Source organism: Kribbella antiqua, from assembly GCF_004345665.1.
GTDB lineage: Bacteria > Actinomycetota > Actinomycetes > Propionibacteriales > Kribbellaceae > Kribbella > Kribbella antiqua.
Genome location: NZ_SLWR01000010.1, coordinates 143,795 through 168,634, shown reverse-complemented (window position 1 = coordinate 168,634; position 24,840 = coordinate 143,795). Strand labels below are relative to the sequence as shown.

At 68.0% G+C, this 24,840-nt stretch carries 18 protein-coding genes; 4 read left to right on the top strand and 14 right to left on the bottom strand.

What is annotated here, in order from left to right; all coding sequences use genetic code 11:
• Nucleotides 1-54: 54 nt before the first annotated feature.
• The 5 genes from EV646_RS27240 to arfA form a co-directional block, all read right to left on the bottom strand.
• On the bottom strand, nt 55-1,467 hold the full coding sequence (locus EV646_RS27240; protein ID WP_132153479.1) for a maltokinase N-terminal cap-like domain-containing protein: 1,413 nt from the start codon (nt 1,465-1,467) through the stop codon (nt 55-57).
• Nucleotides 1,467-3,188: a maltose alpha-D-glucosyltransferase gene (treS, locus tag EV646_RS27235; protein WP_132153478.1), complete on the bottom strand. Its 1,722-nt coding sequence runs from the start codon at nt 3,186-3,188 to the stop codon at nt 1,467-1,469. The genes EV646_RS27240 and treS overlap by 1 nt, the downstream gene beginning before the upstream one ends.
• A gap of 288 nt (nt 3,189-3,476) precedes the next feature.
• Complete coding sequence (locus EV646_RS27230) at nt 3,477-3,710, bottom strand: hypothetical protein (protein ID WP_132153477.1); 234 nt, start codon at nt 3,708-3,710, stop codon at nt 3,477-3,479.
• Between the two features lie 26 nt (nt 3,711-3,736).
• Nucleotides 3,737-4,315, bottom strand: coding sequence for a sunset domain-containing protein (locus EV646_RS27225; protein WP_132153475.1), 579 nt, complete (start codon nt 4,313-4,315; stop codon nt 3,737-3,739).
• A 269-nt stretch (nt 4,316-4,584) separates the two neighbouring features.
• On the bottom strand, nt 4,585-5,664 hold the full coding sequence (gene arfA / locus EV646_RS27220; protein ID WP_132153473.1) for a channel-forming protein ArfA/OmpATb: 1,080 nt from the start codon (nt 5,662-5,664) through the stop codon (nt 4,585-4,587).
• Nucleotides 5,665-5,867: 203 nt separating this feature from the next.
• On the opposite strand from arfA, the gene EV646_RS27215 reads away from it, so the two are divergent.
• Nucleotides 5,868-6,401, top strand: coding sequence for a winged helix-turn-helix domain-containing protein (locus EV646_RS27215; RefSeq protein ID WP_132153471.1), 534 nt, complete (start codon nt 5,868-5,870; stop codon nt 6,399-6,401).
• A gap of 212 nt (nt 6,402-6,613) precedes the next feature.
• On the opposite strand, the gene EV646_RS27210 is transcribed toward EV646_RS27215, so the two are convergent.
• The gene (locus tag EV646_RS27210) at nt 6,614-10,987 is read right to left on the bottom strand and encodes a S8 family serine peptidase (protein WP_241996357.1); all 4,374 of its coding nucleotides are present in this window, start codon (nt 10,985-10,987) and stop codon (nt 6,614-6,616) included.
• A gap of 614 nt (nt 10,988-11,601) precedes the next feature.
• Between EV646_RS27210 and EV646_RS27205 the strand changes: the two genes are divergently transcribed.
• Nucleotides 11,602-12,144, top strand: a complete 543-nt coding sequence (locus EV646_RS27205) for a winged helix-turn-helix domain-containing protein (protein WP_132153467.1) — start codon at nt 11,602-11,604, stop codon at nt 12,142-12,144.
• Between the two features lie 11 nt (nt 12,145-12,155).
• The gene (locus EV646_RS27200) at nt 12,156-13,316 is read left to right on the top strand and encodes a threonine synthase (protein WP_132153465.1); all 1,161 of its coding nucleotides are present in this window, start codon (nt 12,156-12,158) and stop codon (nt 13,314-13,316) included.
• Here EV646_RS27200 and EV646_RS27195 read toward each other — a convergent pair.
• The gene (locus EV646_RS27195; protein ID WP_132153463.1) at nt 13,285-13,680 is read right to left on the bottom strand and encodes a hypothetical protein; all 396 of its coding nucleotides are present in this window, start codon (nt 13,678-13,680) and stop codon (nt 13,285-13,287) included. The genes EV646_RS27200 and EV646_RS27195 overlap by 32 nt on opposite strands.
• Nucleotides 13,681-13,726: 46 nt before the next feature.
• Nucleotides 13,727-15,715, bottom strand: coding sequence for an alpha-1,4-glucan--maltose-1-phosphate maltosyltransferase (locus EV646_RS27190; protein WP_132153461.1), 1,989 nt, complete (start codon nt 15,713-15,715; stop codon nt 13,727-13,729).
• Between the two features lie 248 nt (nt 15,716-15,963).
• Here EV646_RS27190 and glgP point away from each other — a divergent pair, with 248 nt between their 5' ends.
• A complete protein-coding gene (gene glgP / locus EV646_RS27185; protein ID WP_132153459.1) occupies nt 15,964-18,561 on the top strand; it encodes an alpha-glucan family phosphorylase in 2,598 nt (865 codons plus the stop codon).
• 672 nt (nt 18,562-19,233) lie between these two features.
• Here glgP and EV646_RS27180 read toward each other — a convergent pair.
• The 6 genes from EV646_RS27180 to glgX form a co-directional block, all read right to left on the bottom strand.
• Nucleotides 19,234-20,124, bottom strand: coding sequence for a transglutaminase-like domain-containing protein (locus EV646_RS27180; RefSeq protein WP_132153457.1), 891 nt, complete (start codon nt 20,122-20,124; stop codon nt 19,234-19,236).
• Entirely contained in the window at nt 20,124-20,945 is an 822-nt protein-coding gene (locus tag EV646_RS27175; RefSeq protein WP_132153455.1) for a MerR family transcriptional regulator, read from the bottom strand. The genes EV646_RS27180 and EV646_RS27175 overlap by 1 nt, the downstream gene beginning before the upstream one ends.
• A 40-nt stretch (nt 20,946-20,985) precedes the next feature.
• Entirely contained in the window at nt 20,986-21,372 is a 387-nt protein-coding gene (locus EV646_RS27170; RefSeq protein ID WP_199237223.1) for a hypothetical protein, read from the bottom strand.
• Nucleotides 21,356-21,778, bottom strand: a complete 423-nt coding sequence (locus tag EV646_RS27165; protein ID WP_199237222.1) for a MarR family winged helix-turn-helix transcriptional regulator — start codon at nt 21,776-21,778, stop codon at nt 21,356-21,358. Before EV646_RS27165 ends, EV646_RS27170 begins: the two co-directional genes overlap by 17 nt.
• 82 nt (nt 21,779-21,860) lie before the next feature.
• A complete protein-coding gene (locus EV646_RS27160) occupies nt 21,861-22,637 on the bottom strand; it encodes an SGNH/GDSL hydrolase family protein (protein ID WP_132153453.1) in 777 nt (258 codons plus the stop codon).
• 76 nt (nt 22,638-22,713) lie between these two features.
• The gene (gene glgX / locus EV646_RS27155; protein ID WP_241996356.1) at nt 22,714-24,798 is read right to left on the bottom strand and encodes a glycogen debranching protein GlgX; all 2,085 of its coding nucleotides are present in this window, start codon (nt 24,796-24,798) and stop codon (nt 22,714-22,716) included.
• Nucleotides 24,799-24,840: the final 42 nt, after the last annotated feature.

Genomic DNA, 24,840 nt, shown 5'->3' with positions numbered 1-24,840 from the left:
CCACGCTCTGTAATTCTCACCTCAGTGAGGGTTACTTGGCAGAGATTTGGGGTATCAGCGTTCAGCCAGTTGTGCGGCCGCCGCCAATGGGATCGGCAGCCAGGTCGGCCGGTTCCGGGCTTCGTACAGCGTCTCGTAGACCACTTTGTCCGCCAGGAACGCGTTCAGCAGCACATCGAGATGCCGCGGATCCGCCCCGGCCACTTCGGCGTAGCCGTCGCAGAACGCCCGCTGGTTGCGACCGGCCCACTCGGCCGCGCGGTACGCGATCTGGGAGTCGCCCAGGTGGTCGGCCAGCAGCGACCGGGCCGCGTAGTCGAACGAGCGCAGCATCCCGGCGATGTCCTTGACGGGGGTGTCCAGCGCGCGCCGCTCGATCAGCGACTTGGCCGGCTCGCCCTCGAAGTCGATCAGCTTCCAGCCGTCGATCGTCCGCAGTACCTGACCCAGGTGGAAGTCACCGTGGATCCGCTGCACCGTGACCGGCTGGTCGTACGTCGCCAGCGCATCGAACCACCGGGCCAGACCGTCCTTGTACGGCGCCAGCTCGGGGATCACACCGGCGGCGAGGTCGAGCCGGCGCCGCATCGCCGCAGAGTGCTCGACCAGCTTGGCCGGCTCCCAGATGTCCGTACCGAGGGCCTTGGCCAGCTCGGAGTGGACCTGCGCCGTACTCGCGCCGAGCCGGTGCGACTCGGCGGCGAAGTCACCGCCGACCTCCTCGGCGTGCAGGTCACCCTCGGCGTACAGGTCCCGCACCGACGAGCAGGCGAACGACCAGCCGTCGGTCGCGTTCTTCTGGAACGCGGTCATCATCGCCAGCTCGCCCGTGTCGGTCCCGCCGCCCGCGTGCGGCCAGCTGCCGCGCGCCGACCCGAGCACCTCCGGGACCAGCTCCGACCCGGCCTCGGTGAGCGCCGACTCGATCTCGACCCCGGGATTGCTCCCGGGCTCGAGCCGCCGGAACACCTTGAGCAGCGCCACGTCGCCGAACACCAGCGACGTGTTGCTCTGCTCCACGGTGAGGACGAGCGACTGCGCGTCCTCCGGTACGACCGTGCTCCGGTCCGGGGCGTGGACGGGATGGAACTCCAGCCCGTCCAGCCGCCGTCCGTGGGTCAGCCCGTCCAGCCAGTACGGCGTCGCCTCCTTGTCGTGGAGGGCGTCGTACACCCAGACCTGGGTGTCGCCGAGATCCTGCTCCTCCCACTCACCGACCAGCGCGTGACCGAGGTTCTCGACCGGTTCGCGGTGGTAGCTGAGCGGCAGCTGGTAGACGCGGATCGGGTACTCCGCGCCGGGCGGACCGGAACAGTAGACGAACCCGATCCGGACCGCGGGCCAGGCGTCCTCGACCGACAGCCACACCGAGGTGGCCATCGCGTCGACATGGACGTCGTGTCCCTTCTCGCCGAACCACCTCTGGCCCGAGCAGAAGGACTGGACCTGGTCCAGATGGGAAGTCACTACATGCTCTCCTCGTGGTCAGCCGGCTTGTGTACCGGCAGCCGGAACCAGTAGAAACCGTGCGCGCCAAGGGTCAGCAGGTACGGCAGTTCGCCGATCGTCGGGAAATGCACCCCGCCGAGCAGCTCGACCGGCTCCACACCCTGCCACTGCCGCAAGTCGAGCTCGATCGGCTGCGGGAACCTTGACAGGTTGTTCACACACAGCACCACGTCGTCACCGAACTCACGCACGTACGACAGCACGCTGGGGTTGGAGCCCCCCAGGTCTGTGAAAGTACCCATGCCGAAACACGGGTGCTGCTTGCGGGTCTGGATCATCCGCCGGGTCCAGTGCAGCAGCGAGGACGCGTTCTCCATCTCGGCCTCGACGTTGACCGCCTGGTAACCGTAGACCGGGTCCATGATCACCGGCAGGCTGAGCTTGCCCGGGGTGGCGGTCGAGAACGAGGCGTTCCGGTCAGGCGACCACTGCATCGGAGTCCGTACGCCGTCGCGGTCGCCGAGCCAGATGTTGTCGCCCATGCCGATCTCGTCGCCGTAGTACAGGATCGGCGAGCCGGGCAGGCTGAGCAGCATCGCGGTGAACAACTCCATCTTGTTCACGTCGTTGTCCAGCAGCGGGGCCAGCCGGCGGCGGATGCCGATGTTGGCCTTCATCCGCGGGTCCTGCGCGTACTCGCCCCACATGTAGTCGCGGTCCTCGTCGCTGACCATCTCGAGCGTCAGCTCGTCGTGGTTGCGCAGGAAGATGCCCCACTGGCACGTCTCCGGGATCTCCGGCGTCTGGGCCAGGATCTCCGAGATCGGGAACCGGGACTCCCGACGGACGCCCATGAAGATGCGCGGCATCACCGGGAAGTGGAACGCCATCTGGCACTCGTCACCGCCGGAGGAGCGGTCGCCGAAGTACTCGACCACGTCGGCCGGCCACTGGTTCGCCTCGCAGAGCAGGACGCGGTCCTCGTAGTTCGCGTCCACCTCCTTGCGGACCCGCTTGAGGAACTCGTGGGTGCGCGGCAGGTTCTCGCAGTTGGTGCCGTCGGTCTCGAACAGGTACGGCACCGCGTCCAGCCGGAAGCCGTCCACGCCGAGGTCGAGCCAGAACTTCAGCGCCTCGATCATCGCGTCGCCGACGGCCGGGTTCTCGAAGTTCAGGTCGGGCTGGTTGGAGTAGAAGCGGTGCCAGAAGTACTGGCCGCGGACCGGGTCCCAGGTCCAGTTCGACTGCTCGGTGTCGACGAAGATGATCCGCGCGTCGGCGTACTTGTCGTCGGTGTCGGACCAGACGTAGAAGTCGCCGTACGGTCCGTCGGGGTCTTCCCGGGAGGCCTGGAACCAGGGGTGCTGGTCGGAGGTGTGGTTCATCACGAAGTCGACGATGATCCGGATCCCGCGGGCGTGCGCGGCCTCCATGAACGCGGCGAAGTCGGCGATCGTGCCGACCTCGGGCATCACTCCGGTGTAGTCGGAGATGTCGTAGCCGCCGTCGCGCAGCGGCGACGGATAGAACGGCGGTAACCAGAGACAATCCACGCCGAGCCACTCGAGATAGTCGAGTTTCTCGGTCAGACCCTGCAGATCGCCGATGCCGTCGGCGTTCGAGTCCTTGAAGGACCGCACGAGGACCTCGTAGAAGACGGCCCGCTTGAACCACAGCGGGTCACTCTTCGTCAGTCCGTGGTGCTGCTCCGGCAGCATGTCGGTCACGCTCACCTCCATCGGGTGTCTCCAAACCTAGCGGTACTGCGGGTTGCCGCCACGCACCCGAACCGGGTCGCGGACGGATGGACTCCTCCGGCGTGCACAGGTCCCCATACCCCGTTGCCAGGTTCGTAAAAGGGAACGCCGCGGTTTTGCCGGTGGGTCCGGTGATGTGGTGACGCCGTGGGATGGGCGGTCCGGCCCGGCGTTGCGCTCAGTGTGACGGTCCGAAGCCACTCCAAGCAAATAGGTGCCTCGTCCCCCTATCTCGCACCGTTTCCCGGGTCACCGGAGGTGCATGGGCGGTCAGCTTCTCGGCCCGCGCTCGCCCTTCTCCCTGGCGGTGTTCGGCGCGGTACGACGCCTGCCTCGGCCACCGCGGCCCGCCCTCTGCTGGGTGGCACGGCGCGCATCGCTCATCCCGGTCTGGGCCGCATCGACGTGCTTCTGGGAGAAGTCGTCGAGTGTCGCCTGACCGTCGGCGGGAGGACGCCAAACGCCGTCCTCGCCCTCTTCGAAGGTGACCACGGGTTTCGCCACGAGTCACATTCTCCTTCGGTGCGGTGTCACTCGGCGGGTTTGGCGGACTTCCGCGGACGGCGGGCGTACTTGGTGAAGCCGGCGCGTTCGGCATCGGCCTCGCTACGGAACCAGACCTCGGGTTTGGTCCGGCCGTAGTACGGCGAGTCGGGGGTGTGGAACAGCATCGACTGGGCGTTGCCCTTGATGGTGAACCCGTCCGGCGGACCCTGGTGCGGTACCGCATCGGCCGAGCCCTCACCGTACCGTCCGGGCGGCACGTCGGTGGGTACCTGCGGCTCACTCGCAGTTGTGTCGCCTGGCCCGAACTCGGCGACGTGATCGAAAAGCGTCGGCTCCTCGACCCGCTCCGGTTCCATCCGCCGCGAGAAGACCGGTTGCGGTACGACGGGCGCAGCCGGTACGACGGTCTCGGCCTGCACGACGGGCTCGGCGCGGACCCCGACCGATGCCCCGACCAGGACCTCTTCCTTCTCCTCCACCGGCTCCTCGACCAGGACCGGGGCAAGCTGTTCCCGTCGTACCAGCAGGAACCAGGTGATCGCCGCGCCGAGGGAGAAGGCGAGCAGGGACCACAGCCAGTTGTGCCGCATCAGCCAGGCCATCAGCGCACCCCTCTCGACAGGCGGTGCACCAGCCAGGCCGCCGCGCTTCCGAGCACGAACGCCACCAGCAGCAGGATCCAGGTCTCCGCGATCAGCCAACTCATCAATTCCCCTTAAGTGTCCCGTGATGCTGGTTCCTTGACGCTGGCGACGCCCAGGCACGCGCCTCGCAGCGTTGGAGCAGCATCCACGATGAAACCCGCATCGAGGACGCTGCTCCGCCTTGCGATGCACGCACCTGGACGCCGCCATCGTTCAAGGCCCCAGCATCACGGGCCACTTTGTACTCGAATCTCGGCCCGGCGGTTGGCGATCCGGCCGGCGGCGGTGGTGTTCGGCGCGACCGGGAAGGACTCCCCGTAGCCGTGCGCGAGGATGCGGTCGGCCCGCACTCCGAGCCGGACCAGCGTCGCCTTCACGGCGTCGGCGCGGCGTTGCGACAGCGGCAGGCTGGTGGCGGGGGAACCGAGGTTGTCGGTGTGACCGGCCACCTCGACCCGCGCGGTCGTGCACGTCTTCAGCAGCGCCGCGGCCCGGATGACCGAGCCCTTCGACGCGTCGTTCACGATCGATGTCCCGGACAGGAACACGATCTTGTTGTGCCGGGAGAACTCCGCCAGCCGGCTCCCGAAGGTGCGGCAGGCCTCACTGACCTCCGGCTTCGGCGGAGGCGGGAGCTCCAGTTCGTTCGCGACCACCGCACCCGGCACCGCCTTCGCGGCTGCCCGCGCGGCCGTCGCCTTGGCGGCCTGGTCCGCGACCTGACCCGTCAGCGTGATCGTCGTACCGTCGTACCGCGCGGACACATCGCCGGGTCCGAAGGCCAGAGCCTGAATGAGTGGCGCCAACGCGGACGCGTCGGGCAACCCGGTCGCGGCGTCGACGGTGATCCGGTTGTCGAACTCCTTGCCCTCGTCGATCACCTTCCCGACCTCGGCGGCGACCGCGTCCTTGACCGCTTGATCGCGGACCACGGCCTGCACCCGGATCGCCTGTGCCGTCCGGCCCACCTCGAACGGCGCGATGGCCGCGGGCGGCGGGGGAGTGGGGGTGCTCTCCGTCGTACCGCCGTCGACCTTGACCGACCGTACGCCGTCGACGCCGGCGACCACCTCTCGGACTTCGCCGGCGTCCACCCCGGCCGGCACGGCGATCGTGGCGTCCCGGCCGTCGATGTCGACCTCGGCGCCGTTGATGCCGCGGGCCTGGAGCGCGGCCGTCGTACGATCCCGCAGCTCGTCCTCGGTGGTGCCCGCTTTGGCCGGAATGAGCACAGCCGTCAGCAACACGGGTACGGCGAGGGCCGCGAGCAGCCACACGACGAGCGGCCGCCGAACGAGTCCGGGCACTGTTCCTCCGTCGGATGCGGTCAAGGGTGACCGTGCGCGAGGACATTACTCCGTACCGCGGGCGGTCCGCACGCCGGACCCGCACATTTGTCCTGTCTCGGACAATTCGCATATGTGCCAGGTGGTCACGCGCTGAATCCCTTGACTTACTTCGCGTCGTGAAACGTACTTGTGCCTGGTTGGCTGACTGGGGAGGGACGCGCATGGAGCGGTCGCCGGATTCGTCGTTGATCATCGGGGTGGCAACCACCACGGCCGAGCGGGTGCAACTCGCCCGGCTGCTCGGCGGTGCGGAGGCGTTGTTGCTGGTGAACAGCGCGGACCAGGCCCGGGCCTTCCTCGAACTCACCACGGCCGCCGGTCCCGTCGTACTGACTCCGGCCCAACTGCCCGATGAGCAGACTGCCCAGATCGCGGCAGTGCCGTCCCCTTCACCAGCGGACCAGTTGGCCGACCTCTACCTGGACGTCGACCGCCGCGTCGTCCGCTGGCAGAACCGCGAGGTCCCCCTGACCCGCCTGGAACACGACTTCCTGCACTGCCTGGTCAAGGAACCTGGCCGCGTCTGGACCTACCAACGCCTCCACCACGCCGTCTGGGGCAACGAACACCTGGGCCACGGCTCCCACATCCACTCAGTGGTCAAACGCCTCCGCCAAAAACTCTCGAAGCTGGGCGCCACAGTCACCATCCACGCCGTCCGAGGCGTCGGCTTCCATCTCCTGCCCACTACCTAGTCACCAGGACGGCAGCCAGTACGGCGTGGACGTCGGCGGGCCGGGCACCTTCGAGATCGAGGTCGCCGACCGAGGTTTCCGGAGTTCTACTGCCAGCCAGTGCAGATTTGTTTCCGGAGATCGGCGCAACGGCTGCCGAGCCCGGCCGGCGCGTGGACGTGCGACCGGCCCTCACCCAAGGGCGGGTGAGGGCCGGTTTGACTACTCGACTGTTACTTGACTGCCTTCAGGGCGAAGTCCTCGATGACGGGTTCGTCGGGGAGGAGTTCGGTGCTGCGGGTTTGGGGCTTGTAGCCGTCCTTGGCGGCGATCAGGGTGAGCGGGTTGTTGCGGATGTCCAGCCAGTAGGCGTAGTTGCCGTCCTTGTCCGTGATGAACGTGTAGGACTGCGCCCACGAGTCCACCTGGACGGTCGCGCCCGGGAGGGCAGCCTCTGCGCCGGCGGAGCTGATGCCCGTGACGGTGCCCTGCAGCTTGCTCCAGGTGCTCGGCGGGGTGACGTTCATCGTCACGCCCACCGCCGGGACGGTGTACGGCGTGTTCTCGCCGATCGTGACCGACCCGCTGTACGTGCCGGGCTGGTCGACGTTGGCCTTCAGCGTGACCTTGACCGTCGTCGACGCGCCCGGGGCCAGCGTGGCCTCGGTCTTGTCGATGGACAGCCAGCTCACGTCCGCCGACGACTCGGCGCACTCCTCGAGACCCGGCAGGGCCTCGGAGTCCGCGGTGGCGGTGAAGCCACCGGACGAGCCACCGACCTTGTAGAAGCCGCAGGCCGCACCACCGCGGTACCGCGGCAGGTTGGCGTTCGGCAGCGCGGCCCAGGTCTCGGCCGCCGGGTCGTACGAGAACCCGGCGTTGGTGACCGCTCCGGCCTGGACACCGCCGACGATCAGCAGCTTGCCACCGGCCACGGCGTACGACGCCGCCCAATGGTCGGCGGGCGCGTCGGCGATCGCGGACCAGGCGTTGGCTCCCGGGTCGTAGACGTACGCCGACTTCAGCGAGGCAGCACCGTCGTTACCGCCGGCGCAGTACAGCTTGCCCTCGATCGCACCGCAGGACGCGAACGCGACCGACTTCGGGTAGTTGGGCAGGGTCTCCCAGCTGTTCGCGGCCGGGTCGTACCGGACCACGCTGTTGCTCATCGGCAGGCAGCTGGAGGTGGTGCAGCCACCGACGGCGTACAGCTTGCCGTCGAGGACGGCCTGACCGGCCGCGGCCCGCGGAGCCGGGTTCGCGGCGACCGCGGTCCAGGCGTTGCTGGCCGGGTCGTACGACCAGGTGTCCCCGGCCGGACCGCTGGCACCCCAGCCGGAGCTGGCGATGATCTTGCCGCCCACAGCGCCGACGGTGACGGCGTTACGAGCGCCCGGCAGCGGGGCGATGGCGGTCCAGGCCAGCGTCGCCGGGTCATACACGTAGCTGTTCGCGGTCGACGCGCTGCCGTTGCCACCGGCAATCGAGTAGACCTTGCCTTCCAGGTTGACCACCCGGTTGTCCATCACGGTCGACGGGTAGTCGGCGATGTCGGCCCACGGCGCCGCAGCCGGTGCGGCGGCCGGCTTGGTGCCCGCCATCTTGCCGGACAGCTTGTTCGCGAACGAGGTGGTGACCTCGAGCCGCTGCAACGGAGCGCCGGTGCTGCTCAGCAGCTGCTTCTTGCTGGTCTTGCTGCCGTCCGCGTTCTCCAGCACGAAGCCGCCGTCCCGCTCACCGAACTTCACGTCGACCGGCTCACCACCGGTGTTGGTGACGGTGAACGACTTGGTCACCTTGCCGGTCGGCAGCTGCACGGTGCCGCTGACACTTCCCGGCGTGATGGCCAGCCGCCCCGCCGTCAACGTGTAGTCGGCCGGGGTGACCCAGTCGGCCTCCACGTTCACGCTCTGGCTGGAGCTCTTGTAGTTGCCGGCCTTGGCGGTGAAGCCCTGCGCGTCCGAGTCGGACGAGTAGAGCCAGTAGAAGCCGTCGTTCAGGCCGGTGTCCTCCGGCGTCGCCACGGTGGTCGCGGTCTCGGCGGGCTTGCTGTCCCGGGTGACCACGGCACCGTTCACGAAGCCGTTGGTGTTGGCGTCCTTGACGTTGCCGACGACGATGCCGCCGCCGACCGGCTCACAGGTGACCTGGCTGCCGATCAGGACGCTGTCGACCTCCCACCACCACTCGTACGAGGCGTTGTAGTAGTGGAACCGCACCTGTACGGCGGACTTGCCGGCCGCCTGCGGGATCGCGATCTCCTTCAGCCCGCGGATGTCGACGGACTGCGTCAGTACGTTCGTCCAGGTGGTACCGCCGTCGATCGACAGATCCACGTCGGCCTTCTCACCACCGAGGTAGTTGTACTCCTGGTTGAAGCGGATCACCGGAGCGGTGACCGCACTGAGGTCCACGACCGGGCTGACCAGCGAGGTGTCCTGCGAGCCACCGCCGCCGTACCTGTCGCTGTCGACGACCGCGAAACCGCCGCTGCCACCGGTCAGGTTGCCCCGGTTGCCGTCATCGGTGAACTTCCAGACCTGGCCGTTGCCCTTGTTGTCGACGACGGTCCAGCCGTTCGGCGCGGCCGTGCCGTCGAACGTCTCGAAGACACCGTCGGAGCCCCACTTATAGCCGGGAGCCGTCGTACACGCGTCGGTCCGGACCGGGACCGCGACGTTCTTGGTCAGGTTGCTGCTGCCGACCGTGATCGGCTGGCTGACGGTCTGGTAGCCCGGGTACTGCGACTCGATCTTCAGCGAGTACGCCGCTCCGGACGGGACCTTCAGGCTGTAGCGGCCGTTGGCCGGGGTGGTGTAGTCGAACACGCCACCCGGACCCTCGACAGTCACCTTCGCGTACAGCGGCCAGCCGTGGCCGGAGCCGTCCGTGATGGTGCCGCCGATGTTCACCTGCGGAGCGCACACCAGCGCGAAGTTCTTCGTCGTGGTCGCGCCGGTGGTGATCACCGCGGTCGCCGTCTGGGTCTTGTACCCGAACGACGCGACGGTCAGGTCGTAGCTACCGGCCGGCAGGACCGACGAGAACGTACCGGTGCTGCTGGTGGTGAGGACGCGGTCGGGCTGGCCGGCCGTCTTCACCGTCACGCTGGCGCCGGCGAGTGCGGCACCACCGGTCGCGGCGGTGACCTTGCCGGCCAGAGTGCCGGTGTCGCCGATCGGTGCGGCGTTTAGCAGAGCCAGCGCGTCCAGGCGACCCTCGCCGTACACGTTGTTGTCGGCGGCAGTGCCACCACACTGGCTGTCGGCCTTGTCGACCGCTGCACCGTCGAGCAGCGCGCGGGTCGCGTTGACGTCACCCTTCAGTACTGGCGACGCCGCCCACAGCAGGGCGACCGCGCCGGCGAGGTGTGGCGTGGCCATCGACGTACCGTTGAAGCTGCCGTAGGTGTTGCCCGGCAGGCTGGAGCGGACATTGACGCCCGGGGCCGAGATGTTCGGCTTGATCGTGCCGTTCTGGCCGACACCGCGGCCGGAGAACGAGGCGATGTTGTTGTTGATGTCGTAGGCGCCTGCCGAGTAGTTGCTGGTCAGGCTGCCCGGCGACCCGCTGCTCTGGCAGCCGAGCGTGCCGCTGTTGCCGTTCGCGAAGGCGCCGAAGATGCCGGACGCCGTCCAGGCGAGGGTGATGTCCTCCATGAACGGGTCGTTCGACGGCTGCGTCGAGCCCCACGAGTTGTTGATGATGTTCGGCCGCTTGCTCGCGTCCGGGTTCTGGCCGTTCAGGTCGGTCGGCTCGAGCATCCACTGACCGGACTCGATCAGCGCCGCGTCGCTCGGGCAGCAGCCGTTCGCGGCGATCCACTTGACCGCCGGCGCGACGCCGATCTGGTTGCCCGCGCCGTCGTCGCCGACCATGGTGCCCATCGTGTGGGTGCCGTGGCCGTTGCCGTCGGCCGGCGCGCTCGGCGAGGTGCCGGCTGCGTCGAACCAGTTGTAGTTGTGGTTGAACGTGCCGTCGCCGTTGTTGCCGCGGTACTGCTTCACCAGCGCCGGGTGGTCGTACTGCGCCCCGGTGTCGATGTTGGCGATGACGATGCCGGCGCCCTTGTCGCCGTACTGCGACCAGACGTCGTCGGCGTTGATGTTCGCGATACCCCACTCGAGCGCGTTGATCTCGTGCTCGTTCTCACCGGGGGTGATCTTGGGGACCTCGACGGCGGTCGGGTTGTAGAGGCCCTCGACCTCGGCGTGCCCGGCCAGGCTCTCGGCCAGTTCGAGCGTGCCGCTGGTGACGCGGATCGCGTTCGTACCCCAGAAGGCCTTGTACTGCACGTGTTGTGCGTCCAGTTCGGCACGGACCTTGGCCTGGCTCTCCGCGGCGGCCTTCTTCAGTGCCGCGGCGACGGCGGTGCCGCGCTCGTTCCAGTCGGTGATCTTGCTGGCGGCGGTCAGGTCGGCCTTGTCGGTGAACCGGACCCAGTAGTCGGTCGCCTCCTTGGCCTCCGCGCCGGCCAGTTTCGCCTTCAGTTCCGGCTTGATCTTCTCCGCCGGTGACGGTGTTGCTTCCGGTTTGGTGGGCGGCCCTGAATTGGGCACCGCCTGGGCCTGGCCGGCGGCGGCCAGTCCGGTCGCGACGACTGCCACCGTCGCCAGGGCACCCACCAGCGATCTGGCGAGTCCCCTTCGTGGTTGATGTGACATCTCTGCAGCCCCTCACTGGTAACGACCCCGAGTCGACTCCCCCGAGTCATTCGGTGCAGAGGTGCAGGCGGTCCGCCCCGTGAACCGGTTTAGCGAACGCACCGTGCCCCCCAGTAACTACGCAGCCGCGGCATGTGACACCGCGAGCCTGCCGAGGACCCTATGTGTCAGGTTGCGGCGTCAACAAGCACACTTCGTGAGCAAGATGTGACTAGCCGTCGCACCGATCGAGGCAAATTGGTCAAAGATTGGCAGTTCGTTGACGATCCAAGGCAAGGGTTGACATCGTGATCAGATGGTCACCGCCCGTGTCCCCGCTGTGCTTTTGGCCGCGCCTCCGGCGCGGCGGGTCATGGGGCCCTTGGCTCCCACCCTTCCCTCGTCACTCCGGTCGCTGTGCTTTTGGCCACGCCTCCGGCGCGGCGGGTCATGGGGCCCTGGCTCCCGCCCTTCCCTCGTCTCTCCGGTCGCTTCGCTCCCTGCGCTCCTCAGTCCAGGGCGGGAGGCCCCATGACACCCGGCTCCCTCCACTCCTCAGTCCAGGGCGGGAGGGCCCCATGACCGGAGCGGACGTCGATCTGACCACGGCCGGCCAGCAGGCGTTCCCACTGCTGATCGCGGTCGCGGCCACGCCGGAGGAACGCATCCGGCTCGCCGAGCTCGTCGACGACGTCGCACCCCTCCTCCTTGTGTCCAGCCTGGACGAACTGCGGAAGCTCCTCGTCCCGGGACCGCCGCCGGAACCACCCGAGCCTGCCATCGCCGAGCAGTCCTCGGACGGCGACGTGCTGACGATCGACCGGATGCGGTCGGTGGCTCAGTGGCGCGGCCGCGAGGTCCAGCTCACCGAGCTCGAGCACGACCTGCTCACCCGGCTGATGACGTCGCCGCTGAGGGTCTGGACGTACGACGCTCTGCACCAGACCGTCTGGCACAACCGCCACCTGCGCGGCACGGCCAACGTCCACTCGGTCGTCAAACGACTCCGCCGCAAGCTCGACGACCTCGGCACCACGGTCACCATCGACGCGGTCCGCGGCATCGGCTTCCGGCTCACCGATCACCAGCGCCCGGCCATCACCAGTCTCCGCGCGGGGTAGTTTGACTTGACGTGACGTTCTCCTCGTTGAGTCAGCTCGAGTGCCCTCGTTGTGGGACCGTCCACGACGCCGACCAGATCATCGGCCTGTGCCCGTGTGGATCGCCCTTGCTCGCTCGGTACGACGTGCAGTCGGTGAAGCTGACCAAGGACGAACTGGCCGCGCGGCCGCCTGACCTGTGGCGGTATCACGAGCTGCTGCCGGTGCGATCGGCCGCGAACGTGGTCACCCTGGGGGAGGGGATGACCCCGCTGCTCCCGTTGCCGCGGTACGGGCGTGAGGTCGGGGTGGACCGGCTGCTGATGAAGGACGAGGGGCTGATCCCGACCGGGACGTTCAAGGCGCGTGGGGCCGCGGTCGGCGTGTCGCGCGCGTACGAGGTCGGCGTACGGAAGATCGCCATGCCGACCAATGGGAACGCCGGGTCCGCGTGGGCGACGTACGCCGCTCGGGCGGGGATGGAGGCGTTGATCGCGATGCCGATCGCGGCGCCGGAGATCTGCCGGCGTGAGGTGAAGGTCGTCGGCGCTCGTTTGCACCTGGTGGATGGGCTGATCGGGGACGCGGCGGCGTACATCCGGGAGCAGCCGGGGTACTTCGACGTGTCGACGCTGAAGGAGCCCTACCGGATCGAGGGCAAGAAGACGATGGGCCTGGAGATCGCCGAGCAGCTCGACTGGCAGCTGCCCGACGTCATCCTGTATCCGACCGGCGGTGGCGTCGGCATCATCGGCATCTGGAAGGCGCTGCTGGAATTGCAGGAGCTCGGCTGGGTCGACGGGCCGCTGCCGCGGCTGGTCGCCGTACAGTCGACCGGTTGCGCCCCGATCGTCCAGGCCTACGAGAATGGTCTGCCGGAGAGCGAGCCCTGGCCGGACGCGAAAACGGTTGCCTTCGGCATCACTGTGCCGAAGGCGCTCGGCGATTTCCTTGTCCTGCAAGCGATCGCGGACACAGGCGGCTGTGCCGTTGCCGTCGACGACGAAGCCATCCTCGCCGAACTGCACCGGCTCGCTCAGCTCGAAGGCGCCTTCATCTGCCCCGAAGGCGCCGCCACCTTCGCCGCCGTACGACGCCTCCGCGAATCCGGCTGGATCCAGCCCGGCGAACAGGTCGTAGCCCTGAACACCGGCCTCGGCCTCAAGTACCCGGAGACTGTCCCGCTGACTTAGCGGCCCGAACCCTCTGCCACCAGGTGGCGAGGACCAGCCCGGCCACGATGCCGAGGCAGAAGTACAGCGCGTAGCGGTCTTCGTGCGTCTCGTCGACCGGCAGCAGGAAAAGGACGCACACCACCGGGAACGCACCGCCGGCCAGGAGCAGTCGCTCCGCCAGTTCACGCGGACTGAACCACTGCCACAGCACGCCAACCAATACACCGGCCAGCCCGAGCCCGCCGTACCAGAATTGGGTGGTGCGGGCCACCAGCTCACCCGAGCCGGGTGCCAAGTCGTCGACCAGCAGGTTGGCGGCCACCGGGATGAGCCAGCCGGTGCTGCGGCGGGTCTCCGCCGAGACTCGTTCGAGAACAGACATCCTCTTCCCCCACTTCAGTGTGGGGGAGAGGATCTCATGGGTCGGGTCAGGCTTGGCCGCGGCGGACGGCGAGGATGTGGGCGGGGTCACCGTTCGGGTCGAGTTTGACGTAGTTGGACTGGCCCCAGCGCCAGGTCGCGCCGGTGATCTCGTCGTACACGGTGAAGGTGTCCTCGGGGCGCATGCCGAGGGCGGCCATGTCGAGGTGGACCATCGACTCGCGGACCGAGTGCGGGTCGGTGTTCACCACGATGATGAGCGTGTCGCTGTGCCCGTCCGGCCCGGTGGTCCGCTTCGAGTAGCACATGATCGCCTCGTCCTCGACCGAGTGCAGCGTCAGGTTGCGCAGCTGCTGCAGGGCCGGGTGCCGGCGGCGGATGTTGTTCAGCAGCGTCAGGTACGGCGCCAGCGACCGGCCTTCGGCCTCGGCGGCCTCCCAGTCACGCGGCCGGAGTTGGAACTTCTCGGTGTCGAGATATTCCTCCGAGCCCGGCCGCAGAGCGACGTGCTCGAACAGCTCGTAGCCGGCGTACACACCCCACGCCGGTGACGACGTCGAGGCGATGGCTGCCCGGATCTTGAACGCGCCTGGGCCGCCGTACTGCAGATATGCGGTCAGGATGTCGGGCGTGTTGACGAAGAAGTTCGGCCGCAGGAAGTGGCCGGTCTCCTTGGTCAGCTCCTGCAGGTACTCCTCCAGTTCCCACTTCTCGTTGCGCCAGGTGAAGTACGTGTAGGACTGGTGGAAGCCGACCTTGGCCAGCTCCTGCATCATCGGCCGCCGGGTGAACGCCTCGGACAGGAACACCACATCCGGGTCGGTCTTGCGGATCTCGCCGAGCAGGTACTCCCAGAAGTTGACCGGCTTGGTGTGCGGGTTGTCCACCCGGAACACGGTCACGCCGTGGGAGATCCAGAGCTTGACGATCCGCAGCACCTCGGCGTAGATGCCCTCGGGGTCGTTGTCGAAGTTGATCGGGTAGATGTCCTGGTACTTCTTCGGCGGGTTCTCGGCGTACGCGATCGAGCCGTCGGCGCGGACGCTGAACCACTTCGGGTGCTCGGTCACCCACGGGTGGTCCGGCGACGCCTGCAGGGCCAGGTCAATGGCGACCTCCAGGCCGACCTCGCGGGCCCGGCCGACGAAGTGGTCGAAGTCCTCGAAGGTGCCGAGCTCGGGGTGGATCGCGTCGTGCCCGCCCTCGGCCGAACCGATCGCCCACGGCGACCCGGGGTCGCCCGGCTTCGGATCGAGCGTGTTGTTCGGGCCCTTGCGGAACGAGTGGCCGATCGGGTGGATCGGCGGCACGTAGAGGATGTCGAAGCCCATCTTCGCGACCGCCTCGAGCCGCTTGGCCGCCGTACGGAAGGTTCCGGAGGTCCATTGCCCGGTCGCTTCGTCGTACGTCGCTCCCTCGGACCGCGGGAAGAACTCGTACCAGCTGCCGTACAGCGCGCGCTGCCGGTCGACCCACACCGGGTAGGTGTCCGACGAGGTGATCAGCTCACGCACCGGGTACCGCCCGAGCGCGGCCCGGACCTGCGGCGAGATCCCCGCGGCCAGCCGGGCCTCCGGCGGCAGCGCGCCGTTGGCCAGCGCCTGCGCGGCATCGCCGAGCGTGCTCCGATCAGCCCGTACGGCGGGGGGCACGCCGGCTGCGGCCCGGTCGAAGAACGCGGCTCCCTCGGCGAACATCAGGTCCACGTCGATGCCGGCCGGGATCTTGATCTCGGCGTTGTGCCGCCAGGTTCCGTACGGGTCGCTCCAGCCCTCGACCGCGAACGTCCACGCGCCCTGCTCCTGCAGGGTGACGTCGACGGTCCACCGGTCCGAGCCCTGGCCGACCGGTGTCATCAGCATCCGTCTGGTCTGGCCGGTCGGCGAGGTCAGCACGACGTTCGCGTTCACCGCGTCATGGCCTTCACGGAAGACCGTTGCCGCGATGGTGAACGTCTCGCCGACGGAGGCCTTGGCCGGATACGCTCCGGCGTCGACGGTCGGGGTGACGTCGGTGATCGGGATGCGCCCAGTCATGGCGTAGACGAACCTTCGCTTTCCGATTGCGGATCCGGCGGGGTCAGTACGGCGTACAGAGAAGACTGCAGGACTCACGTTATCGGTTTCCCATGTCCGGCCGGTGACATGCAGTGGTCACGGTTCGGTCCACACTCCGGAACAAGACTGTCCATAGGTGTCTAACGGCTCTGCAAAATCTTGCTCGTGTTGCAAAATCGATGCATCCCGGAGGTGCCGTGCTGGCCTGGGGCTTGTACGGTGTCCCGGTGCGAGCGATACGACGATTCTCCGTCCGCCCTGTCCTGCCCGAGCAGCTGACCGGGCTGGGCACCCTGGTGAACAACCTCCGCTGGGCCTGGCACCCGGAGACGCAGGACGTCTTCGAGGCTGTCGACCCGCAGCTGTGGCGGAGCACCGGCGGTGACCCGGTCAAGCTTCTCGGTGAGGTCCCGGCGGCCCGGCTCGACGAGCTGGCCAACGACCATGCCTTCCTGAGCCGGCTCGAGCTGGCTGTAGCCGACCTGAACGGCTACGTAACCGGCAACCGCTGGTTCCAGGCCGACGCCGGCTCGCCGGTCAGCTCGGTGGCCTATTTCTCTCCGGAGTTCGGCATCACCCACGTCCTCCCGCAGTACTCGGGTGGTCTGGGGATCCTGGCCGGTGACCACCTCAAGGCCGCCAGCGACCTCGGCGTACCGCTGATCGGTGTCGGGCTGCTCTACCGGCACGGGTACTTCGCCCAGTCGCTGAACCGCGAAGGCTGGCAGCAGGAGCGCTACCCGCTGGTGGACCCCGACGGTCTGCCGATCAACCTGCTCCGCGACGGCGAGGCGCCCGCGACCGTCACCCTGACGCTGCCGGGCAACCGGCAGCTGCACGCGCAGATCTGGGTCGCCCAGGTCGGCCGGGTGCCTCTGCTGATGCTCGACTCCGACATGGAGGAGAACGAGCCCGCCGAGCGTGAGGTGACCGACCGTCTGTACGGCGGTTCGACCGAGCACCGGCTGCTCCAGGAACTGCTCCTCGGCGTCGGCGGTGTGCGCGCCGTACGCACGTTCTGCCGCATCACCGGCCACGAGGCGCCGGAGGTGTTCCACACCAACGAGGGTCACGCCGGTTTCCTCGGCATCGAGCGGATCCGCGAACTGGCCGCCGACCAGGGCCTCGACTTCGACACCGCGCTCGAGGTGGCCCGCGGCGGGACCGTGTTCACCACCCACACGCCGGTGCCGGCCGGTATCGACCGCTTCCCGGTCGAGCTGATCCAGCAGCACTTCTCCCCGGACGCGTTCGGCGAGGGCGTGCCGATCGACCGGATCCTCGAGCTCGGCGCCGAGGACTTCGAGGGCGGCGACCCCGGCGTCTTCAACATGGCGATCATGGGTCTGCGGCTGGCCCAGCGCGCCAACGGCGTGTCGAAGCTGCACGGTGTCGTCAGCCGGGGGATGTTCTCCGGGCTGTGGCCGAGCTTCGACGCGACCGACGTACCGATCACGTCGATCACCAACGGTGTACACGCGCCGACCTGGGTGGCCCGGGAGATCCACGGCCTGACCTACGCGACCACCGATACCGCCGAGACCGACGGCATCTTCGCCGGTCTGGACAAGACGACCGACGCGCAGATCTGGGAGACCAAGCGGATCCTGCGGCAGCGGTTCATCGACGACACCCGCGCCCGGGTCCGCCAGTCCTGGCTGAACCGTGGTGCCAGCGAGGCCGAACTCGGCTGGGTCGACTCGATCCTCGACCCCGATGTGCTGACTGTCGGCTTCGCTCGGCGTGTTCCGTCGTACAAGCGGCTGACGCTGATGCTGCGCGACCCGGCCCGCCTGAAGGCCCTGCTGCTGCACCCGCAGCGGCCGATCCAGATCGTCATCGCGGGCAAGGCGCACCCGGCCGACGAGGGCGGCAAGAAGCTGATCCAGGAGATGGTCCGGTTCGCCGACGACCCGGAGGTCCGGCACCGCATCGTGTTCGTGCCCGACTACGACATCGCGCTGGCGCAGCCGATGTACCCGGGCTGCGACGTCTGGCTGAACAACCCCTTGCGTCCTTACGAGGCCTGCGGGACGTCCGGCATGAAGGCGGCGCTGAACGGCGCGCTGAACCTGTCCATCCGCGACGGCTGGTGGGACGAGTGGTACGACGACGAGTTCGGCTGGGCGATCCCGTCCGCCGAGGGCATCGAGGACACCGACCGGCGTGACGACCTCGAGGCGCACGCGCTGTACGACCTGATCGAGAAGCAGGTCGCGCCGCGGTTCTACGACGGCGAGGTGCCGGGCCGCTGGATCGAGATGCTCCGGCACACGATCAAGGAGCTCGGCCCGAAGGTGCTCGCCACCCGGATGGTCCGCGACTACGTCGAGCAGCTGTACGTCCCGTCCGCACACTCGTCGCGCTCGCTGAATGCGACGTACGACGGAGCGCGCGACCTGGCCGCGTGGAAGAAGAAGGTCCGGGCGGCTTGGCCGCAGATCCGGGTCGACCACGTGGAGCTGCAGGGTCTCGGCGACGTACCGCAGCTCGGCACCAACGTCGGCATCCGCGCCTTCGCGGCCCTCGGCGACCTGTTGCCGGCCGACATCGACGTCGAGGTACTGCACGGACGGGTCGACTCCAACGACGAGATCAAGGACCCGGTCCGCGCGTCGCTGTCGCTGGCGGAAACGTACGACGGCAACCGGCACCGCTACGAAGGCGAACTGAAGCTCGACCGAACCGGCCCCTTCGGCTACACGGTCCGCGTCGTCCCGAAGCACGCCGGCCTAGCCAGCCCAGCCGAACTAGGCCTAGCTGCCGGCCCCTCCGACCCCGAGGACCCGTCGACACCGGACCTCCCAGCCGGCTCCGAGTTCTAACCCGAATGGCCCCGCCTGCCTCACCAGGCGGGGCCCTTCTTTTTAGACACCTACTCACGACCCTGAGCGCCGACAGCTGTCTCCCGCCGTAGCCATTTCGAGGCGGGGGGCGCGGCTCCGGGCTGCGCGAGTGTGCTAGTCCGGGTGGTGGGCGTCAAGAGTGCCTCCTTCGTCGGCGTCCCTGCGGGAGCGAGCGAGCTCGCCTCTTGACTCCCCCCCGGACCAGGGAAGGCGGCAGCTATCCCGGAGCAGCTCACCCGAGTGGTCGCGTGCCCGAGTCTGGATTCGGTGCGATGGGCCTGGTTGCTGGCGAGGTCGACTCGGGCCGAGCGGTTTGCGCCGGGCCGGACATGGGTCCCCTTGCCGAAGCCGATTCGGACTCCTGGCCGGGCCCGATAGCGGGTTGTTTGTCCGATGGCGGGAAATAGAGGGCTATCGGTCACATAACCCGCTAGCGAGGTCGGCCGACGATGGATTTGCCCGGGATGTGGTCGGGTGTGTCCGGATAGCGGGATCGTGGGCTGATATCGCCGGATTCGGAGGGCTTCGGACACGAAATGGAGACTTCGGACACCTGGTCAGATGTCCGAGGTCCCGGGATGCTGTCCGCGCCCCGTGGACGAGACTACCCGCACTAGAACAGACCACAGCACCTCAGCACAAACCGAGGACCTACGCCGCCGGAGGTACGAGCTCCACCCACACGGGAGGTGCGCCGGTGGGCGAGGTGATGTACGAGCGTCCGGTCGGCCGGAGGCGGGGGTCCGAAGCGTAGCGCTCGGCCAGGTCCTTTGTGGCGGTTTCGTCTCCGTTGTCGGAGGCAACCAAAAGGCGAGCGATGTCGTCCGTGAGGTCGACATCGGCGCCGTCCAGGGTGGCCGGGGTGTCGCACAGCGTGCCCCAGTTGTCCCACAGCAGAAGTTCGTCGCCCTGCAGATGCGCGAGCTGATAATGCACATAGGTCCGCACGAACCACCCGCCATGCAGTCGCAGCGGTGCATCCGGGTTCGGATCCGCGCCGTACGAGTCCGCGTCGAGTGATCCCGACCGATAACCCAGCCACACCGAGGCAGCCGACGCGAACGGGCCCGCCGGCATGTCTTCGGTGTTGAAGGGCTCCTGGCCGGCTGGGTCGAGCTGCGCGTCGATCATCACCCAGCGATCGCCGTTCCAGTACTCCGCGACGACGTGGTCGTGGTTGAAGGCCTCCTTGAAGTAGACCGCGAACCCGACCCGGCTCCGCGCCGGAATCCCCTTGTGCCGCAGGGCCGACACGAACAGCAGCGTGTAGTCCCGGCAGCACCCGACGATCCGGTCGACGGGCTCGCGCGGTACGGCGAGCGCCGTACCGTTGCGCTTCTGGTCCGTCGCGAGCATCGACGACACCCAGCGATGGTCGATCTCGGCCAATCGATCGCCGGTGAACGTGATCCCGCCGCCGCGGTAGTGGATCAGCAAGTTGCGAATCACCGCGGCGATGCCGGGCACATCGTCGGGCAACGCGTCGAACAAGTGCGCGTACGAACGCGGATCGCTGTAGTCGGTGTGTATGGCGTAATCCATCAGGGCTTCCTCTCGATCGGCAGTGCGATGTCGACGGCCGGCTGGTCGCGCGGAATCAGGTGACAGTCGGGGAGGTAGACCTCACGCGGTGGACCGTCCACCGGCACGCCGGCCGAGCGGACCCAGTCGTAGACGAGGTCGTACGCGAGCATGATCCGGGGGTAGGCGCACTCGTCCATCGTGATCGTGCAGTACGCCTCACGATGAGCCGGCTCGACCCGGATCGCGATCGGACCGGAGGGATCCACCAAGCCCGCGAACGGCACGCACATCTCGACGGTCGCCTCGGACTCGGGGGTCACCGCGCCGTGGTAGATCACCCACGAACCACTGGTCAGTTCGGCCCCGGCAGCTGTGAGGTGTTCCACGATGGCGTTGGTCGAGGTCACGATCACCCCGACCAGCGACTGCTGATCGGTGTCGCACCGGATCGTCGCGATCTTCGTTTCCGGTACGTCGCGGGTCAGCACCGGCCGCGGCGTCAAACCCGGCGTCCCCGATCGCGAGAGCCGATCCCGCAGGTACTCGAGCGTCGCCCGCCGGGCCGCGGTGGTCGCCTCCTCGGCTTCCCACCACCGGTTCAGCCGGATCAGCCCTTCCTCGTCCGACCCTGCGAGTACTTCGGCGATCGTCGTCAGCGGCATGTCCAACTGCCGCAGCACGCTGATCCGCCGGGCCCGCTCCAGCTGCTCCTCGTCGTACAGCCGGTATCCGTTCGCCGGATCGACCTGTGCCGGCGGCAACAGCCCCGACACGTCGTACAACCGCAACGCCTTGTGCGAAAGCCCGGTCCGCCGCCCGAACTCACTGATCGTCAACACGCAACCACCAAACCCCCTGCCCCAAGGGCAAGGTCAAGCTTCATCGCGGGAACGCGTGCAGATCCGGCTCGACCCACCCGCGCCGCGCGGCCGGAGAAGCCAGTGTGCGCGAGTGGTAGAACCGCGTCAGCAGCCGCTTGTCCATCAGTCCCGGGTTGCGACGCAGCAACTCGTCGAAGCTCTCACGCGGCGCCTCGGCCATGTGGTACGCCGTCAGCTCCACCCACGCTCGGCTCACAGTTGCGTTGTACTTCTGCGGCACTCCCGCGTATCGCGCCGTCCGCTGGATGCCGTCGCCGATCAACTCCACCGCCGCGGTCGTTCCACATCGCCGTACGGCGAGCCACGTCAGCTTCACGTGTTCCCGGTGGCCGAACCGGTCGGCGGTCGCCATCACTTCACCCATCAATTCATCGAACGTGCTCACCCAACGCCTCCAACACTCGCCTCGCCTGCTTCACCGACGCCGCCGGCAACCCCGCCAGCGCCCGCTCCTCCACCTCGACGAACGCCCGCTGCACCCGCGCCGCACTCTTCACGCCGGCCGGGGTCAGCGAGATCTCAACCGCCCGCCGATCACCCGGCCGAGCCGACCGCTTGATGTGCCCCTTCTGCTCCAGCCGATCCAGTACGCCGGTCAAGGTCGTCGCCCGCACCCCAGCCGCAACCCCGAGCTCGGACACCGTCCGCCCCCGCCCGTCAGCCAGATTCGCCAGCACGTTCACCTCAGAAGCCGTCAGCCCCAGCTCAGCCAACTCCGTCCCCAGCACCTGCAACGTCACATGCGTAGCCCGCTGCAAAACGACCAGCAGCGGCTCACCCGAATTTCCCACGGATCCAGATTATCCAGATCCGTAGTAATTCGTGAAGGACCGGCCGCAATCACGAGTGGCGACAGGCCTTCGGCAGTAGGGCCTACCGCAAGACCTGCCCGTGAGTTGAGGGCAGGGCGGCGAGGAGGGCGTCGGCGTGGCGGCGGTAGCCGAGGTTGTTGGGGTGGAAGCTGTCGGGGGCTAGCATGCCGCGCCACGGTGGGCGGGCGTGGCGGGAGACTTCGGCGACCGGGAGGCCGCGGCCGGTTGCGGTGGTGTTGATGAACTGGTTGATGCCGGTGACATAAGGGCTGGCGACGCCGCCGATCCGCCAGAAGCGGTCCGGGACCGTGAGATCCATCATCACCGACGAGGGTGGGAGGCGCTCGATCACCTGACGCAGGTGGGTGCGGAATCGGCGAGGTGGCGTGGCGAGGATGTCGTTGTTGCCGATCCCACATGTCACCAGCTCAGGGTCGAGCCCGTCGATGAGCGGGAGCTGGTCTTCCAGCACGTGCCGGGTCTGGGCACCGGAGCGGGACAGGTTGAGCACGCGCCACGGCCGCCCGGTCCGGCGGCGTAATGCGTTGAGCACCTGGCCGACGTACCCGTGCAGCGGTGACGACGCGCCGAGACCCTGCGCGGTCGAGTCGCCGAGCACGACCCAGAGCGGGCCATCAGCCTGCAAAACGTCAGCGTTCTGCCGGGTCCAGAAATCCGCATAGGTCCGGGCCTGGATGTCGACGTACGCGATCCCGTCGACCCAGCGCTGAAAAGGGCGGGTGCTGGCCCGCTCGGCCTCGCCCATCCGCATCACCGCGCGGTGCAGCGCACCGATCGGCGTCGTGCGCTCCCGGGTCTCACGGCGCAGAAAGAACATCGATCCCCCCAGAAGTGAACAGCAGGTGACCGATGAATGTACTGGAGGAAGGTTAACGACCTCTCAGAGTGCGCCCTCAGAGTGCGCGCAGCAGCACCAGACAGCGCGGCGCCAGCGGGACAGTGGCACCCGCCTCGACCTCGGTGACCATCGAATTGCTGGTGTCCAGCACGACCTCGTACGCCGGTGCCCACGACGCATCCGGTACGACGACCTGCCGGGTCTCCGGCGTCGCGTTCAGCGCGAGCAGGAATGAGCTGTCGGTCAACGCGTTGCCCTCGGCATCGGTCGCCCGCAGCGCGTCGCCGGCCAGGAACATGCCGATGGTCCGCAGGTTCCCGTCGTACCAGTCGGCCTCGGTCATCTCGCCACCGTGCGGCGCGATCCAGGACAGATCCTTGCGCCCACCCGGTACGACGGGTTGGCCGGAGAAGTAGTGCCATTGCCGCAAGGTCGGATGCGCCGCCCGCAGAGCGGTCAGCTTCTTCGTCAGTTCCAGCTGGTCCGACCAGGCACTCGGCAGCGTCCAGTCGAACCAGGACAGCGCGGAGTCCTGGCAGTAGGCGTTGTTGTTGCCGTGCTGGGTCCGCCCGCACTCGTCGCCGGCGGTGATCATCGGCACGCCGGTGGACAGGATGAGCGTCGACATCAGGTTCGCCATCTGCCGTTTGCGCAACGCGATCACGTTCGGGTCGTCGGTCTCACCCTCGACGCCGTGGTTCCAGGACCGGTTGTCGTCGGTGCCGTCGCGGTTGTCCTCGTGGTTCGCCTCGTTGTGCTTGTGGTCGTAGCTGACCAGGTCGCGCAGGGTGAACCCGTCGTGCGCGGTGATGAAGTTGATCGACGCGTAGGGGTAACGGCCGTCGTCGCCGTACAGGTCGCTCGAACCGGACAGCCGGTAGGCGAGGTCCTTGACGCCGTCGGAGGTGTTGCGCCACACGTCGCGGACGCTGTCGCGGAACTTGCCGTTCCACTCCGACCACGGCGTACCGAAGTTGCCGACCTGGTAGCCGAAGTTGCCGACGTCCCATGGCTCGGAGATCAGCTTCACCCGGCCGAGCACCGGATCCGCCGCGACCTCGGCCAGGAACGGGTGGTCGACGGTGTCGACCTCGTGCCGCTCGTTGCGGATCAGCGTCACTGCCAGGTCGAACCGGAACCCGTCGACGCCCATCTCCTCGACCCAGTACCGCAGCGAGTCCATCACCAGCCGGCGGACCTGCGGGTGCGAGGTGTCGACCGAGTTGCCGGTGCCGGTGACGTCGTACATGGTGCCGCCGTGGCTGAGCCGGTAGTACGCGCGGTTGTCGATCCCGCGGAAGCTCAGCGTCGGCCCGTCGAAGCCGCCCTCGGCGGTGTGGTTGTAGACGACGTCGAGGATGACTTCGATGCCGGCGGCATGGAAAGCGGCCACCATCGCCTTGAACTCCGCGACCTGTTCACCACGTGAGCCCGAGGACGAGTACGGCGCGTGTGGCGCGAAGAAGTTGAGGCTGTTGTAACCCCAGTAGTTCGGCAGGCCGCGGGCGGCGATCGCGGGCTCGGTGAGGAAGTGGTGGATCGGCAACAACTCGACCGACGTCACGCCCAGCTCGGTCAGATAGTTGATCACCGACGGGTGGGCGAGCCCTGCGTACGTCCCGCGCTGATGTTCCGGTACATCGGGATGCAGCTTGGTGAAACCCTTGGTGTGCAACTCGTAGATGACCGTCTCGCCCCAGTGCACCGGCTGGCTGATCGGCGGTGGCGGCTCCGACGGAGCGACGACGACGCCGACCGGGACATGACCGGCGGAGTCGCCGTCGGACGAGTCGTAGATCAGCGGGCTGCCGTAGTCGAGCGTGCCGTCGACGGCGCGCGCGTACGGGTCGAGCAGCAGCTTGGCCGGGTTGAACCGAAGCCCGTGTGTCGGGTCGAAGGGACCGTGCACGCGGTACCCATACCGTTGCCCATGGCCCACTCCGGGCACGAACCCGGTCCAGCTTTCACCGGTATGGGCCAGATCCAGGTTCCGCTGCGCGCCGTCGTCGGCGATCAGCACGAGCTCGACGCGTTCCGCGGCAGGCGCCCACAGCGTGAAGGTGGTTCCATCGGTCTGGACCACTGCCCCCAGTTGGAGCCCGGTGTCGAGAGCACTCGGGGCGGCGGTCGCTTCGGTCACCGGCACATTCTGCACAAGTCCTCTCAAACCGTCGCCTGCACG